This window comes from Mesorhizobium sp. M0898 (assembly GCF_040319695.1).
In the GTDB taxonomy this organism is placed as follows: domain Bacteria; phylum Pseudomonadota; class Alphaproteobacteria; order Rhizobiales; family Rhizobiaceae; genus Mesorhizobium.
Map to the genome: position 1 here is coordinate 64,552 of NZ_JAMYOE010000025.1, position 16,629 is coordinate 81,180.

The window sequence follows — 16,629 nt, forward strand, 5'->3', positions numbered from 1 at the left end:
CGGTGCGACGCCGGCAACACCGCGGCGGCTTGGCGCTCGCCGTGGCCATCTCGTGTCAGGTACAAGGACATGAACAACATGCAGACCGGTTCCACGCTACACGACGACCGAACTGGCGTTTCCGCGCTCGGCGGATTGGGCGCGCAGGCGCGCGGCGCATCCGGCAGGCTGCTGCCGGAGATCTGGATGCAGGACGGCGCAAAGCGGGTCGAACAGGCGCTGGCGCGTCTTCTCTGCGCCGAAGACGACGGTGAGACCGAGCTGATGGCGGCGATGCGCTACGCCACCTTGCATGGCGGGAAGCGCACCCGCGCGTTGCTCTGTCTGGCTGCCGGCGGACTGGCCGACACGCCGGCGCACATGCTCGACGACGTCGGCGCCGCCATCGAGATGATGCACGCCTGTACCCTGGTCCACGACGACCTGCCCGCGATGGACGACGACGTGCTTCGCCGCGGCCTTCCGACCGTGCACGTCAAGTTCGGCGAAGCCACTGCGATCCTGGTCGGCGATGCGCTGCAGGCGCACGCCTTCCTGACCCTGGCGAGCCTGGATGCGCCGGGCGACAACCGTATCGCGCTCGTGCGCGAACTGGCGCAGGCCGTGTCCGCCGAGGGTGCCGCAGGCGGGCAGGCCATGGATCTGTCGCTGGTCGGAAAGCACGCCGAGCTGGACAGGATCCTGGCGATGCACCGGATGAAGAGCGGAGCGTTAGTGCGCGCGTCCGTTCGCATGGGCGCGCTATGCTCCATCGCGGAGGATGCCGCGCACGCTGCGCTGTACTGTGCGCTCGATCGCTACACCGCCTGTTTCGGCCTGGCGTTGCAGGTGGTCGACGACATTCTCGACGCGACAGCGGATACCGCGACGCTGGGCAAGACCCCCGGCAAGGACGCGGCGGCGCAGAAGCCGACCTGCGCGTCGATCATGGGGCTGCAGGCAGCGCGCCAGTTCGCGCTGGATTTGTTGCGCGACGCCGGGGAGGCCATCGTCCCGCTGGGGCCGCGTGCGGAACGGTTGGCGCAGATGCTGCAGCGGGCCAACGTGTATCTGTCCGCGCCATACGCATGAGCGCGCCCGTCCGCATGGACTCGCCCCTGTGGCCGTGCGGTCGGCCGGCGGGCGGTGCATGCTGCACTGTGTCCGAGTCGGCGGGGACGTGCGCGGCGTCTGCCGGATCCTGGTTCTCGTTAATCCTCTGCAGAAGGAACATCCCGCGTGAACGCGCTGTCCGAACAGATCCTTTCCGAATTGCGCCACCTGCTGAGCGAGATGAGCGACGGCGGCAGCGTCGGTCCGTCCGTCTACGACACGGCGCGAGCTCTGCATTTCCACGGCAACGGCACCGGTCGGCAGGACGCATACGGGTGGCTCATCGCGCAGCAACAGGCCGATGGCGGATGGGGAAGTGCGGACTTCCCGCTGTTCCGCCATGCGCCCACGTGGGCGGCGTTGCTTGCATTGCAGCGTGCCGATCCTCTTCCCGGCGCTGCCGACGCAGTCGAGGCTGCAACCCGGTTCATCGAGCGCCAGCCCGATCCCTACGCGCATGCGGTGCCAGAAGACGCGCCCATCGGCGCGGAGCTGATCCTGCCGCAGTTGTGCGACGAGGCCGCATCCTTGCTGGGCGGCTTAGCGTTTCCGCGCCACCCGGCGCTGTTGCCGTTGCGGCAAGCACACCTGGTCAAGCTGGGGGCTGTGGCGAGGTTGCCGAGAGGCCATCCGTTGCTGCACTCCTGGGAAGCCTGGGGGACGTCGCCGGCCACCGCATGCCCGGACGACGACGGCAGCATCGGCATCAGTCCGGCGGCCACCGCCGCGTGGCGTGCGCGCGCCGTGACACAGGGAAGAACGCCGCAGGTCGGGCGCACCGACGGGTATCTGCAGGCGGCATCGCGGGCGACGCGCACCGGCATTGAAGGTGTCGTTCCCAATGTCTGGCCGATCAATGTGTTCGAGCCATGCTGGTCGCTGTACACCCTGCATCTGGCGGGTCTGTTCGCGCATCCCGCGCTCGCCGAGGCGGTGCAAGTGATCGTCGCGCAGCTCGACGCCCGCCTCGGCGTGCGCGGTCTGGGCCCGGCCTTGCACTTCGCGGCCGATGCGGACGACACCGCCGTTGCGTTGTGCGTCCTTCGCCTTGCAGGCCGCGACCCGGCGGTCGATGCATTGCGCCATTTCGAAATCGGCGAGCTGTTCGTCACCTTCCCCGGCGAGCGCAATGCCTCGGTGTCGACCAACATCCATGCCCTGCATGCGTTGCGGATGTTGGGAAAGCCCGCGGCCGGCACCAGCGCCTACGTCGAGGCCAATCGCAACCCGGACGGTCTATGGGACAACGAAAAATGGCACGTTTCGTGGCTGTATCCCACCGCCCATGCGGTCGCTGCGCTGGCGCAAGGCAAGCCCCAGTGGCGCGACGAGCGCGCGCTGGCGGCGCTGCTGCAGGCGCAGCGCGACGACGGCGGCTGGGGCGCCGGTCGCGCGTCCACATTCGAGGAAACCGCCTATGCGCTGTTCGCGTTGCACGTGATGGACAGGAACGAAGAGCCGACAGGGCGCCGGCGCATCGCGCAGGCGGTGGCGCGTGCGCTGGAGTGGATGCTCGCCCGCCATGCGGCGCATGCATTGCCGCAGACGCCGCTGTGGATCGGCAAGGAACTGTATTGCCCCACCCGGGTGGTGCGCGTGGCCGAACTCGCCGGGTTGTGGCTGGCGCTTCGTTGGGGGCGGCGCGTCCTGGCCGAGGGAGCAGGAGCGGCGCCATGATCCAGACCGAACGCGCGCTGCAGCAGGTGCTGGAGTGGGGGCGTTCCCTGACCGGGTTCGCCGACGAGCATGCCGTGGAAGCGGTCAGGGGCGGCCAGTACATCCTGCAGCGCATCCACCCGAGCCTGCGCAACACCAGCGCCCGCACCGGCCGCGATCCGCAGGACGAAACGCTGATCGTGGCGTTCTATCGCGAATTGGCGCTGCTGTTCTGGCTCGACGATTGCAACGACCTTGGCCTGATCGCGCCGGAGCAGCTCGCCGCGGTGGAACAGGCGCTGGGGCAGGGCGTGCCGTGCGCGCTCCCCGGATTCGAGGGCTGCGCTGTGCTGCGCGCTTCGCTGGCCGCGCTCGCCTACGATCGTCGCGACTATGCTCAGCTTCTCGACGATACCCGGTGCTACTGCGCGGCGCTGCGCGCCGGACACGCGCAGGCGGCAGGGGCGGAACGCTGGTCCTACGCCGAGTACCTGCACAACGGCATCGATTCGATCGCCTACACGAACGTGTTCTGTTGCCTGTCGTTGCTGTGGGGACTGGACATGGCGAACTTGCGCGCGGGTCCGGCGTTTCGCCAGGTCCTGCGGCTCATCTCCGCGATAGGGCGCCTGCAGAACGATCTGCATGGACGCGAAAAGGATAGGTCGGCCGGCGAGGCCGACAACGCGGCGATCCTCCTGCTGCAGCGCTATCCGGCTATGCCTGTGGTGGAGTTCCTCAGCGACGAGCTGGCCGGCCATACGCGCATGCTGCACCGGGTGATGGCGGAAGAACGCTTTCCCGCGCCGTGGGGACCGTTGATCGAGGCCATGGCAGCCATCCGCGCGCAGTACTACCAGACCTCGACCAGCCGCTACCGCAGCGACGCTGCGGGGGGAGGCCAGCGTGCGCCGGCCTGAACGCACGGGAGGCGGCGGCGTGCGCGCGCTGCCGTCGGTCCGATCCGACGCAATGCCGTCGCCCGATGCGACGGATGGAGCGAGCATGAGCGACACCAACCTGAGCCGGCGCAAGGACGACCACCTGGACATCGTGCTGGATCGGCGAACGGCGCCGGCCAAGGCCGCCGCCGGCTGGGAGTACATCCGTTTCGAACACTGCGCATTGCCCGAGTTGGACCTGACGCAGATCGACCTGCGCGCCTCGCTGCTGGGCAAGACCATGCGCGCGCCGCTGCTGATCAGCTCCATGACCGGCGGCATGCCACGCGCCGAGGCCATCAACCGGCATCTGAGCGAGGCAGCGCAAGCCCTGGGGATCGCCATGTGCCTCGGTTCGCAGCGCGTGAGCCTGCAATCCCGCAACTCCCAGGGGCTGACGCGCGCGTTGCGCGGCCTGGCCCCAGACATTCCCTTGCTGGCCAATATCGGCGCCGCGCAACTGCGCGAGGCCGACGGCCTGGACCTGGCGCGCCGGGCGGTGGATGCGCTGGAGGCCGATGGACTCATCGTCCATCTCAATCCGCTGCAGGAAGCGGTACAGCCGGAGGGCGACCGCGACTGGCGCGGCGTCCTGGCGCAGATCGCTCGCGCCGCGCGCAGCGTGGGCGTGCCGGTCGTGGCCAAGGAAGTGGGGTCGGGCCTGTCCGCCTCGGTGGCCTGTGCGCTCGTCGAGGCGGGCGTGGCGGTGATCGATGTCGCCGGTGCCGGCGGCACCAGTTGGGCCGCGGTGGAGGGCGAGCGCGCCCGCGATGCCGCCGACCGTGCAGTGGCGATGGCGTTCGCCGATTGGGGGATTCCGACCGCGGCCAGCGTGCAGGCGGTACGTCGGGGGCTGCCAACGGTGAAGCTGATCGCGTCGGGCGGGATCCGCGACGGCGTCGACGTGGCCAAGGCCATCCGCCTGGGCGCGGACATCGCCGGGCAGGCGGCCGGCGTGCTGCGCGCGGCTACGGTATCCACCGAGGCGGTTGTCGCGCATTTCGAGATCGTCATCCGCCAGTTGGCCGTCGCCTGCTTCTGCACCGGCTCGGCTGATCTGGCGGCGTTGCGTCAGGCGCGCTTGTTGCCCTCCGCGCATCTGCCCGCCGGTTGATGCCGGCGTCGCTGTTGGACGACAAACAAGCTTGGACTTAGCCTTCTAAATCAATGGATAACGAGCAGGCGCGACAGACGAGTTGGACCGATTCCGCCACAGAAGTAGGACCTTATCCAATACGGCAAAGAAGCCTGGACTCTCGTCCGAGACGCTAATGAAGACGTTCTTGTTGCTAGAGAGCGCGTGAGCAAAAAGTGCGAAAAGATCAGCTTTCTCGACAATACCACCAAGGAATTGAAGACCCCGGAGGGCAAGGCAATACTGAGACCGTTGTCGTTGTGCTCGGTGGAGACCCATCGACAGCTATAGCAGTGGTCGACGCCATCCCAAACTGAGCAGGATACCCAGCCACGGATTCAATCGCCTGTGGGCTCCACAATTTGTCGCGCAACTAACGTCGGCGTGGGGTCTGGCCAATACACCATCTAAACGCATGACGACACCACCTTCGACTCTACTAATATCAAGGACGCCGAACGACGCCAATTTTGATATGTTGTCCATGTACATGGTTGTTCCCTGTAAGGATTCGACAGACACCCGAGTGGACGCTCAGCTCGACGTTGTCTTTGTGAAGACTGACTTGCTTCCCAAGATGAGATGTATGCAAGTTGGCGATCATCCTTGGCAGGGCCGGAACAATAATACGGCCCTGCATTCCTTGGCGAAACCTGGCTAAAAAGAAGGCCGGAGTTCGCTTTCAGATCAGTTAAGGGACTTCTTGACTACGTGGCTGTGCCTGACCGCCAGACGCTCAAGGGCAATCTTTACAACATTTCATTTCGAGGAATAGCGTAAAGAACAACATGGCAGAGGGGTACATAAGCTATGACGAGGCGGCCGTCGAGCTCATTTCGGCCCAGAATCGTAATTTTGCTATTATTAGTTAGCAGTTGTGCTGGAAAAGACTTCGAGGAAGTGCTGGAATCGGTGCCCGTCGTCCCAATTGATCTAGTCGTCAATTCGTTGAAGTGTGGACTTGCGAGTGCCGTCGAACAGGACAAATTGAACAGATCGGGACTGTTTGGGAGCAAAGCTGTCGTTATGCTGTCGGTGAATATAGTTCAAGGCCGCACCGCGACCGGAGAGATCACGGCGGGCATCCCTGTTTCCACGGGTATCGTTACGCCGAAGCTCGGCTTTGGCCACGAGAGTACGCTGACGAGAAACAGCAAGCTAGATTTCATTGTTAACCTCAATTCCCGCACCAGCGCGATATGTCTTGTTGCTGGGCCAGCAAGCCGTGATGCGGGGTTTTCCCTGTGGCTTTCGAAGGTGGTCGGCGGCATAAACGCCGCCGTGGGGGGCGCGCCGACCGCATCGATTTCAAAGTATACCTACGAGAGTGACTTTATAGTCAAGGACACTGGCGGCGGCGGGCTGGACGTCGCTATCGTACCCGTGAAAGTATCGGCGTCCGCCAGTGCGACTCGGTCTGATATTCAAAATATGAAGATCGAAATTGCTGCCGTTCATTTCAAGAAAGGCAAACCAGTAGCCGGCGGCCAGGAGTTCGATATTCCGTTAGAGCGCTGAATCAGATGGTTCGGATCACCCGCAGATGCCCTTCCTCTCCTAATCGAGCGCACTGCATCGGCAGAGGCTCTGCCCGCGCCAACGGCACGCCTCGAATATAAGAGCGCAAAAGGTGTTCTGTGACTTTTGTCTCTTTGGGCAACTGGCTACTGCCAAGCAGTGTCTGTGCACTTCGTTGTTGATGACCGGAGTACCCTCAATGTTACATAGGCCGAGCATTCAGACCATCGTTATCGCCGCTTTTTTGCTGTCGACCATCCACATGGTGGCTGCGCAGGATGCTCCGAGCTCCAACTCTGACAATAATGGTGCTGAAGAATATATTTGCTCTACCCCCCAGTTCTCGGAGTTCGACCGGATTGTTCCGTCAGACGGCGTCAACTTCGGCCAAGGTGGCACTACGCTTTTCTTGTATAACAGCGATCGCGAACTTACTCTGAGAAAAGAGCGAATCTCATCGGAAACCGTGGTCACTCAAAAGGATTTCCAGTTGCTGCTTGGGAGTGACGCGTGGACGCCGGGAGATGGCCTTTCGGGCTCGAGTGCAGAGCGCATCCGCCTCGCGGTCGCTTTTCTCGATGGCTCGGAAGCACAGAGGGCCCTCGTCAGGAAATATGTTCCTCAATGGACTGCTGCCAATGGCGCGCCTGTTGAGTTCATCTTTGCGGAAGGATCGGAGGGTCAGATCCGCATCACGTTCGACGAAAACGGGAACTGGTCACTCATTGGACGCCAGGCCCGAAACGCGAAGCCATGGGAACCGACCATGTCGCTCGAGGACGTCGACGCCGGAGCGTCGGAGACACGTGCACGACGTGTTATCCTCCATGAGTTCGGGCATGCGCTTGGTCTTCGGCACGAGCATCAGCACCCCTCAAGTGGGATTACATGGGCGGAGGAAGTGGTCCATGCCGACATGGCCGCGCGTGGCTGGTCACGTGCGATGACTAAGCGCAACATTCTTGACGGGCTCGGGGTCAACTATATGTGTCGCGGAGCCCCGAATTTCGATCCCTCGTCGATCATGCTGTATCCTATACCGGCCCGCTGGACCAAGGGCACCTTCTCGAGCGGAACGAACTCGGTCCTGGTGCCGGGGGATCTTGCTTGCGCCCGTTCCGCCTATTGAGGAGTCAAGCCATATGCCTCGCGTAATGCTGGCAGGGTTTCTTCTGTTGTTGTGGCTGTCTGCTGCTCTTGCTCAAGCCGCCGACCGCGACGCGTTGGTGCGGATCGAAATAGAGCAGCGGCGCCCTGACGGCAGCGCAAAGGTGATCAGCACGGGGAGCGGCGCGGTCATCGACCGCAAGGGCTTCATGCTGACAGCTCGCCATGTTGTGGAAGAGGCGCTCAAGCAGGGGTCGGGACTTAGAGTTTATGGTCGGTTGCGGTCGAAGGACGGGGTTGAGCGTTACCCGCTCGATTTGGTCGGCTATGGATTAGGGGAGGCGGACATTGCGCTCCTACAGTTTCCGACCGGTGTGAAGGACGAGTGGGACTTCCTTCCGTACGACACCAATGATCTCGCTGTCCAGGATGCGATCACAGGATGGGGCTTCCCGATCGAACAGGACCTTCAACCGATTGCTGGGCAGGTAACGCTGAAGGAAGTTCTGATCTTCCGGGCGAACGCCAATTTCATCTTCGGCATGAGCGGCGGCCCAGTGCTCGACCAGCAGGGCCGGGTTCGCGGGGTGGTCAAGGGTGGATCGATCATACCGGGGACAGAACAACTCGCTCCCGGCCTCACCTTCTTTGTTCCATTGCGACTCGCAACGCCTGCGCTTTCGGTAATTATCGCGCAGCAGTCTGGTACTGAACCTGCTACCAGTGGCGACATAGACACTGCGAAAGATCTCGACAGCTCGCAGCCCCCCTCACGATCGCCACAGGAAATACGCATACTAGGAAAGACTGGCCGTGCGCGCGTCCAAGTCTTTGGAGAGTCGGGATCGTTGTTCAACTCGTCGCCGTCAAATACGGACGAGGTCAACAAGCCTATATCCGTCTCTGCGCGAGGAGATGAACGCAGTGACTGCGACGATGATTTCGAGCGGACCATATCCACTGCTCTCTCGAAATCTGAGGTCAGAGATACGGACAAAAGTGGTTTAAGCTTCGTATACCAGACGGAGGCAGCGGGCGGGCACTATGCCGTCTCGCCGGTTCAGAGCTGCTTTCTTGGCGTACCAGTTGGCAAGAGCGGCCGTGACACCAACGGTCGCGCGGAAGCGGAGTTGGAGGGGGCGATCTCATTCATCGCCGGCAGCAAGCCTACTGAGATACGGTGGCGCGACATGGAAGGGGCGTCGCTCCGGCTGGACGGCTTTGTCGACGAAGATGGAAGCTTGGTAAGGAGCTTGAGCAGCCTTCCTGCCGAGGGCTCTAAGACACTCCAGTTGCAGAGCGGAAAGCGATACGAGCTGATCGTGCGTGCGCAAGCGCGAGTGAGTGCGAGCGGTGCGAGTTCTCAAGCGCGCGTAGCAAATGGCTTTGTTGAAGTGCGCTGACAGATACGGCGAACGATGCGGATGGCTGGGTATCTTCATGCCGCCGGCTGGAAGGAGGGAACCATGTTAAGGGCTTGCTTCATCGTTCGCATGGTTATTGTTGCGGGGATGCTCTTGCTTACTAGCGCATTCGCAACTCTCGGCCAAACATTCAACCCCAACGCCATGGTACGCATAGAGGTTGAGGACATTAGGCCGGATGGCAGCGCGATCGTTATCAGCGCGGGCAGCGGCGCCGTCATCGACCGCAAGGGCTTTGTGATGACGGCTCGCCATGTTGTGGAAGAGGCGCTCAAGCAGGGGTCGGGACTTAAAGTTTATGGTCGGTTGCGGTCCAAGGACGGGGTTGAGCGTTACCCGCTCGATTTGGTCGGTTACGGATTAGGGGAGGCGGACATTGCGCTCCTACAGTTTCCGACCGGCGTGAAGGACGAGTGGGGCTTTCTTCCCCTCGATACCAATGATCTCGCCGTCCAAGAGAGGATCACGGGATGGGGCTTCCCAATCGATCAGGACCTGCAACCGATTGGTGGCCAAGTAACGCTCCAGGACGCTCTGATCGTTAGGGTCAACGCCAACTTCATCTTCGGGATGAGCGGCGGCCCAGTGCTCGACCAGCAAGGCCGAGTGCGCGGGGTTATCAAGGGTGGATCGATCATCCCAGGCAGCGGAGAACGAAATCAGAATGGTGGGGTCATACCGGGGACAGAACTACTCGCTCCCGGCCTCACCTTCATCGTTCCACTCCGACTGGCACGGAGTTTAATTGACGTGTTCGCCTCGCAGGCAGAACCTCTCGTTCCTCAAATAACTGTGACATATCGGGTATGCTCAGGGGAGCATGAGAAGGCGTGTCCGGCTCATGACATCTATTTTTACTGCTACACAAATATATCGAAATGGGCGGAAGATAGGTGTGAGTCTTTTGTTGCACAGCGTCTACAAACTTACGGCGGCAACAAGTGTGGGTATTCGATTGACAATGTCATCTGCACCGGTCCTAAGTAATGCCAGTTAGGCACCAATTGGTGGAATGTGACCCAAGACTTTTATCTAACATGTTGAGAGAATAACTAAGCAGGCCCACATCGAGGTTTATCGTTGGAAAGGCGAGCCATGACTCGCGTTATCCTTCTCGGATTTCTGCTCCTGTTGGGCCTGTCTGCAGCCCTAGCAGTCGACAATGACGCGTTGGTGCGGATCGAAGTTGAGCAGCGGCGCCCTGACGGCAGCGCAAAGGTGATCAGCACGGGGAGCGGCGCGGTCATCGATCGCAAGGGCTTCATGCTGACAGCTCGCCATGTTGTGGAAGAGGCGCTCAAGCAGGGGTCGGGACTTAGAGTTTATGGTCGGTTGCGGTCGAAGGACGGGGTTGAGCGTTACCCGCTCGATTTGGTCGGCTATGGATTAGGGGAGGCGGACATTGCGCTCCTACAGTTTCCGACCGGTGTGAAGGACGAGTGGGACTTCCTTCCGTACGACACCAATGATCTCGCTGTCCAGGATGCGATCACAGGATGGGGCTTCCCGATCGAACAGGACCTTCAACCGATTGCTGGGCAGGTAACGCTGAAGGAAGTTCTGATCTTCCGGGCGAACGCCAATTTCATCTTCGGCATGAGCGGCGGCCCAGTGCTCGACCAGCAGGGCCGGGTTCGCGGGGTGGTCAAGGGTGGATCGATCATACCGGGGACAGAACAACTCGCTCCCGGCCTCACCTTCTTTGTTCCATTGCGACTGGCACGGAATTTAGTTGATATGTTCAACTTGCAGGCAGCACCTCCCGTTCCTAAAAAAACTGTGACATATCATGTATGCACAGGAGAGTATGAGAGGGCGTGCCTGGAGCATGACGTCTATTTCGGGTGCTATACAGATGTATCGCGATGGGCTGCGGAAGTGTGCGATACTTTTAACGTTCAAACACTGCAAAAATATGGTGGCGCAAGATGTGGAGGATATTCTATTGAAGAGGTTACATGCGACGTTCCTGAGTAAATCTCCTTGAGAGTTTATTGTCATCGAATTTTCTATTGGGCTGCAGCCGCATCTATGAGCGGCTGAGTTGTCTTGAAGGAGTGATGATGGTCATGTCTAAAAGCCTTCTGCTCGCATTTGCAGTCGCAGTCTCGATCTTGGGACTGTCATTTGTGGCGCCACCGTACGTCCGTGCGGGTGATATCGACAGCGAACTAGCGGATCTCATAGACGAGCCTTCTCGATCCGATCTATTTGAATTGGTGATCGCTGCTGACGTAAAAGAGAATGGACCGCTAACTACCCAACAGGTGGGAGAGTTCGATCTTCGGGGTCCTTTTACTTATCCTGAGGATGCAGACATCGATAGAAGCACGGGACTGCCTCGTGAGAAATCAATCTTTTGTGTTGATGTCAGTCATCATCAGGGCAGAGATATTAGATTTGATTTGTTTCGCGACCAACGCATCCGCTGTGTGTACGTCAAAGCGTCACAGGGCATCCGGTTCAAAGACCCCCTCTTCGCATCAAATTGGCGCTCCTTGGAGACTCTCTCAGGACAGAATAAGGTCTTACGCGGTGCCTATCATTTCCTTTCAGCAGACGGAGACCCAGGAAAGCAAGCTGACAACTACCTTAGATTGCTCGCCAAACACGGTCCGCTTCGCGCCGACGATCTACCCCCGGTGCTCGACCTTGAGTGGGACATTGGTGTGCGTGGTGGAGCTGACCGATGGCAGAGTGATAGGTATTCTGCGGACCCCGATCAAATTATACAGAACGCACTGATATGGCTGCAAAAAGTAGAAAGTGAGACCGGGAAGACACCGATGGTCTACACTGCACGTGCATGGTGGCGGGAAGCTATTGGGCCAGAAGCAAAGATCAGTGCCTTCGAACATTATCACCTTTGGATTGCAGATTATTCTCGTTCGTCCGCTGCTGTCGAGCTACCAAAGGTACCAGCGAATGCGGATTGGCATCTCTGGCAATTCACCGATAGAGCTTACCTTCGCGAGGGCTTTGATCGACCGGTCGACTCAAACATCTACAAGGGAACGGAGGCAGACTTTCTCCGTGAATTTGGCTTAGATTAGTCGGGGCCGGCCCCAAGATAAGATGAAAGGGAACAAACCGTGAAGCCGGTCGACAACGTCATCAGCGGCGCGTTCGTCCTGGCCGACGGCACCGTTTGCGGTTGCTGATCAGAAGCGGGCCATGTCGCGCAGCAACACCCTGATGTCTGACTGCGCTCAGACAGATATGAGATTCTTGCAGTTGAGGAGGGGTTCTCCGTAACTTGGGTTGCGAAGCTCGAATCATAGGAGAACCCCATGCAGGTTTTTGGCCTGCCCGGTCATATTATACGCAACGCCGGCCGGGCGTCGCGGCTTCTCGGCGCGAAGACCCCAACTATCGAAGCAGGGAGAAGACGCGACGCGGTGGCGCGATGGCGGCGCGCGATGCGGGACGGACTGGATGCCGGGCAGGCAGCGCGGGCCGTCGGAGTGCCGCGTTCGACCCTCTATCGCTGGGAAAGCGCACCCGAGCCGAAGAGCCGGCGTCCGCACCGGGTTCGCGCCAACGGCTGGAGCCCGACCCTTCGCGCCGAGGTCGAGCGGCTCAGGCTGGATTTTCCTTTCTGGGCCAAGGACAAGCTCGGTCCTGTGTTGCGTAAGGCCGGCTTTGCCGTCTCCAACGCCACTGTCGGCCGCATCCTGAAGAAGCCGGTCGAGCGTGGCCGGGTGACGCCGGTGCCCGAACTCATCCGCAAGGCCGGCCGCAAATCGCCCCCAAAGACCAGGCCACACGCCATCCGCAAGCCGAAGGACGTTTGCTTCGAGAAGCCCGGCGATGTCATCCAGATCGACACGCTGGCCCTGACCATCGCGCTGGCGAGCTGACCGCGGTGTGGGTTCCCGATGAAGAGCACGAGTCCATACGGGATCTTGTTCGCGCGCGGGCGGCCGCAGTCGAGACGTTACGGGTCCATCGCCAGCAGGTGGACACCTCGAAAAACCTGGCAATCGAGACCGCATTTTGATTCACTTCGCCTGGTGATTTGCACGGAGCGTTGGATGCGAGGCCAGGCTAGATTCTGGGACATTGACGAGCGTTATGTCCGGCTGAGCGCGGCCGGCGATCCACTGGAGAAGCTGAACGCGGTGGTGCCTTGGGAGGTTTTCCGGAAACCGCTGGCCAAACAGCGCTATCGAGGCGCTCATGCCTTGGAACTACCATCGCTGAACGGCATCAGCTACCCGCTTACCCTGGACCTATCGACACCCGCCCAAGGTCGGGAAGGCGAAGCTATACCGATTAGAGCAGGCGCCACCGAAGGTGAGGCAGCCCGCGAACGCGGGCGAAAGGGTGGACGCCGTCCGAAACTAACGCCCGATCAGCGCTCCGAAACCATCGACATGTTAAATGAAGGCCGTCCGGCAGCTGAAATCGCTCGTCTCTTTCGCGTTCACAGGGCCATCGTCGAGCGCATTCGGCGCCGAGATCAAAATAGCCGTTCGCTGCATGTTCTTTCACTGGCTTTCCCAGCGACGTACGCACCGGGCCTATTCGGTAGAAACGCCGGTGGGCGGTGGCCATAGCAGCTGTTCTCGAAAGAACGCCGTTCGCTGTGCGGCGCTAAGCCTGGGAGATCCTCGAAGAATGATTGATCTCTTTGCATATCATTATCTCGATATATGATACGCGAACAGATCATAAAAGCTTTGACTTGCTCGCTGGATATGATACCTTTGCGTATCATTTAGAATTGGAATGAGTCGTTTGCGTATCATGACGGACTCTGAATCGGAAATTCTGCGCGAAATCGGCGGGCTGTTCAGGCAGGCGAGGCTGGCCGCTGCCATGACGCAGGAGCAGGTCGCTGATTTGGCGGGTATATCCCGTCCCCGCTATCGCGACATCGAAAAGGGAGCCGCAGCGGCGCGTGCGACGACGCTCATGAATATCGCTCGCGCGCTCGGTCTGGAAATGATGCTGGTTCCGCAAGTCATGGTGCCGGCTGTCCAGGCTCTATTGCGTCCGCATGATGATGACGATCGACCGGCCTTTGTTTCTCAACCTGACGATGACGATCATGGCTCCAGTCTTTCGCGCACCTAAGACGATCCCGTCGCTGGACGTGCTCCTGGACACCCTGAAGGTCGGCACACTCGTCAGGACGCCGGGCGATTTCAATGCGTTCAACTTCGATGAGGCCTACCGCGCGACGGGCGGCTTTCCGGTTTTCAGCCTGTCGTTCCGGGCAGCGACGGGAGGATTGCGGAAAGATCCGAAGCCTCTGGCGGGCGCCTTGCCCGCTTTCTTCGCGAACCTCCTGCCGGAGGAGAAATTGCGCGAGGCGATGGAAAAGCACCACGAAGGTAATGTGCGGCCAGGCAATGATTTCGATCTTTTAGCGGCGCTGGGCGCCGATCTACCGGGAGCCGTACGGGCGTTGCCCAGTGACGGCGCGATAGCGGTTTCGCAGGATGCTTCAAAGGATAAGCCCAAGGCACGGTTCTCACTTGCCGGCGTGCAGTTGAAGCTGTCGGTCATGAAGAACACTGGAAAAGGCGGCGGCCTGACCTTGCCGATGGACGACGAGCAAGGCCGATACATCGCCAAGTTCCCTTCGACGGCATTTCCAGGCGTTTCCGAAAATGAATTCTCCAACCTCGCGCTGGCCGCAGCGATCGGCATGGAGGTGCCTGAACGCGAACTTGTCGAGAAGTCCGATTTCGAGGATATTCCCGAGGAATTCAACACGCTGTCAGAGGGCAAGGTCCTTCTCGTCAAACGCTTCGATCGCGGCGCTGAGGGCGAGAGGATTCACATCGAGGATTTCGCTCAGGTCTTCGGCGTCTATCCCTCGCGCAAATATGAGGGCGCCGCTTATCACGACATAGCCTCGGCCCTTGGCGCGGCCGTCTCGCCTACGGCGGCTCTCGAATTCGTCCGCCGCCTGGCACTGACCGTCATCACCGGCAATGGCGACATGCACCTGAAGAACTGGTCGTTGATCTATCCCGGAAACGGCGACAAGCCGGCGCTTGCACCAATTTACGACGTTCTGTCGACCGTGCCATATATTCCCGCCGACGCCATGGCGCTTTCGCTTGGAGGGGAGCGCTCGTTCAAGGCGCTAGCAGCACCGCGATGGAAAGCATTTGCGAACCGTGCAAGGCTTCCGGAGCCGGCAGTCCTGAAGGCAGTGGTCGAGACCGTCGAACTCGTCAACGAGCACTGGTGGCATCTGCCTGAGCGCGACGTTGTCGCAGCGAAAGTGCTCGAGCGGATCGACGAACATGTGAAGGCGATGACGCCGATACTGAACTCCTGCGCCGATAAGTGAGCCGAGTCCCCTTGGGTTGGTGATATGGCGGAATTATCCGCCCGTGGCCCCGGATGGACGGCCGTGGATCGATGGTATGCCAGCGTGGCGCGCAAGATTCCGCGCAGTGTCGATGAGAACACGCGAGACCAAGCACGTCAGCTCGCCGGAACAGAAGCGTTCGCAGCATCCCGCAATTGACGCTAGAGGGTCGAGATGCTGTTCGCCCACCTCAACACAACGATGCGGTTCGAACGAATGCGGTGACTGAGGATCGCGATCCGACGCTTTGTGTCGCCATTGTCGGGTCCGCTACACGGCTTGTTCCGACGATCCTTTCTTTGGCCTCAAGCTAAATCCCTGAAAAGCAACCATGAAATTATTCTTCGGTTCGATCAGCCAAATTGGCACGAGTCTTGAGATCCTTGGGTTCGAGGCGGCGACAGCTGCCCGACCGGCATTCATGTCGCGGCAGCCGCGATGAATGGAACGAAGGAAGGAAAGCTACATGTCAGGTTTGCGTCAGATCGCCTTTTACGGCAAGGGCGGCATCGGCAAGTCCACCACCTCCCAAAATACGCTCGCCGCCCTTGTCGACCTCGGGCAGAGAATCCTCATCGTCGGCTGCGACCCCAAAGCCGACTCCACCCGCCTGATCCTGAACGCGAAGGCGCAGGATACGGTCCTGCACCTCGCGGCAGAGGAAGGTTCGGTGGAAGACCTGGAACTCGCGGACGTGCTCAAGGTCGGCTACAAAGGCATCAAATGCGTGGAGTCGGGCGGCCCTGAGCCGGGTGTCGGCTGCGCCGGCCGCGGCGTGATCACCTCGATCAACTTCCTCGAGGAGAACGGTGCCTACGACGATGTCGACTATGTCTCCTACGACGTGCTCGGGGACGTGGTGTGCGGCGGTTTCGCGATGCCGATCCGCGAGAACAAGGCCCAGGAAATCTATATCGTCATGTCCGGCGAGATGATGGCGCTCTATGCCGCCAACAACATCGCCAAGGGCATCCTGAAATACGCCCATTCGGGCGGCGTGCGGCTCGGCGGCCTGATCTGCAACGAGCGCCAAACCGATCGCGAGCTCGACCTCGCCGAAGCGCTGGCTTCCAGGCTCAATTCCAAGCTTATCCACTTCGTGCCGCGCGACAACATCGTCCAGCACGCCGAGCTCAGGAAGATGTCTGTCATCCAGTATGCGCCGGACTCCAAGCAGGCCGGGGAATACCGGGCGCTGGCCGAGAAGATCCATGCCAATTCGGGCCAGGGCACCATCCCCACCCCGATCACCATGGAGGAGCTCGAGGACATGCTGCTCGACTTCGGCATCATGAAGACGGATGAGCAGATGCTTGCCGAGCTTCAGGTCAAGGAAGCGGCGAAGGCGGCCGCACAGTAACCACCGCTACTGACTGGGGGCGCGGCCTGACCTGGCGCGCCTTTCAAAGAACGGCGCCTCGTTGG

General features: G+C 60.6%; 14 protein-coding genes and 1 pseudogene. All 15 read left to right on the forward strand.

All coding sequences use genetic code 11. The annotated features are described in order from the left end of the window. Window positions 1-78: 78 nt before the first annotated feature. Complete coding sequence (locus NKH90_RS22900) at window positions 79-1,071, forward strand: polyprenyl synthetase family protein (RefSeq protein ID WP_352821096.1); 993 nt, start codon at window positions 79-81, stop codon at window positions 1,069-1,071. A 147-nt stretch (window positions 1,072-1,218) separates the two neighbouring features. Next, complete coding sequence (locus tag NKH90_RS22905; protein WP_352821032.1) at window positions 1,219-2,769, forward strand: hypothetical protein; 1,551 nt, start codon at window positions 1,219-1,221, stop codon at window positions 2,767-2,769. Next, window positions 2,766-3,668 carry a terpene synthase family protein gene (locus tag NKH90_RS22910; RefSeq protein ID WP_352821035.1) on the forward strand — a complete coding sequence of 301 codons (903 nt, stop codon included), beginning with the start codon at window positions 2,766-2,768 and terminating at the stop codon, window positions 3,666-3,668. The genes NKH90_RS22905 and NKH90_RS22910 overlap by 4 nt, the downstream gene beginning before the upstream one ends. 85 nt (window positions 3,669-3,753) lie before the next feature. After that, a complete protein-coding gene (fni, locus tag NKH90_RS22915; protein ID WP_352821037.1) occupies window positions 3,754-4,803 on the forward strand; it encodes a type 2 isopentenyl-diphosphate Delta-isomerase in 1,050 nt (349 codons plus the stop codon). 1,047 nt (window positions 4,804-5,850) lie between these two features. After that, the gene (locus NKH90_RS22920; RefSeq protein WP_352821039.1) at window positions 5,851-6,342 is read left to right on the forward strand and encodes a hypothetical protein; all 492 of its coding nucleotides are present in this window, start codon (window positions 5,851-5,853) and stop codon (window positions 6,340-6,342) included. 199 nt (window positions 6,343-6,541) lie between these two features. Then, on the forward strand, window positions 6,542-7,471 hold the full coding sequence (locus tag NKH90_RS22925; RefSeq protein ID WP_352821042.1) for a matrixin family metalloprotease: 930 nt from the start codon (window positions 6,542-6,544) through the stop codon (window positions 7,469-7,471). 13 nt (window positions 7,472-7,484) lie between these two features. Then, window positions 7,485-8,852 carry a S1 family peptidase gene (locus NKH90_RS22930; protein ID WP_352821045.1) on the forward strand — a complete coding sequence of 456 codons (1,368 nt, stop codon included), beginning with the start codon at window positions 7,485-7,487 and terminating at the stop codon, window positions 8,850-8,852. 21 nt (window positions 8,853-8,873) lie between these two features. Beyond that, window positions 8,874-9,860, forward strand: a complete 987-nt coding sequence (locus tag NKH90_RS22935) for a S1 family peptidase (RefSeq protein WP_352821047.1) — start codon at window positions 8,874-8,876, stop codon at window positions 9,858-9,860. A 108-nt stretch (window positions 9,861-9,968) separates the two neighbouring features. Continuing rightward, window positions 9,969-10,850, forward strand: coding sequence for a S1 family peptidase (locus NKH90_RS22940; protein WP_352821050.1), 882 nt, complete (start codon window positions 9,969-9,971; stop codon window positions 10,848-10,850). Window positions 10,851-10,942: 92 nt separating this feature from the next. After that, the gene (locus NKH90_RS22945) at window positions 10,943-11,926 is read left to right on the forward strand and encodes a GH25 family lysozyme (protein ID WP_352821052.1); all 984 of its coding nucleotides are present in this window, start codon (window positions 10,943-10,945) and stop codon (window positions 11,924-11,926) included. 237 nt (window positions 11,927-12,163) lie between these two features. Continuing rightward, window positions 12,164-12,733, forward strand: coding sequence for a hypothetical protein (locus NKH90_RS22950; RefSeq protein ID WP_352821054.1), 570 nt, complete (start codon window positions 12,164-12,166; stop codon window positions 12,731-12,733). Further along, window positions 12,718-12,834, forward strand: a pseudogene (locus NKH90_RS22955) (IS110 family transposase); the annotation flags it as partial. The gene NKH90_RS22950 and the pseudogene NKH90_RS22955, both read left to right, overlap by 16 nt. 788 nt (window positions 12,835-13,622) lie before the next feature. Continuing rightward, window positions 13,623-13,952, forward strand: a complete 330-nt coding sequence (locus NKH90_RS22960; protein ID WP_352821099.1) for a helix-turn-helix domain-containing protein — start codon at window positions 13,623-13,625, stop codon at window positions 13,950-13,952. Beyond that, entirely contained in the window at window positions 13,927-15,183 is a 1,257-nt protein-coding gene (locus tag NKH90_RS22965) for a type II toxin-antitoxin system HipA family toxin (protein WP_352821056.1), read from the forward strand. The genes NKH90_RS22960 and NKH90_RS22965 overlap by 26 nt, the downstream gene beginning before the upstream one ends. A gap of 487 nt (window positions 15,184-15,670) precedes the next feature. After that, on the forward strand, window positions 15,671-16,564 hold the full coding sequence (nifH, locus tag NKH90_RS22970; protein WP_023801970.1) for a nitrogenase iron protein: 894 nt from the start codon (window positions 15,671-15,673) through the stop codon (window positions 16,562-16,564). Window positions 16,565-16,629 lie beyond the last annotated feature (65 nt).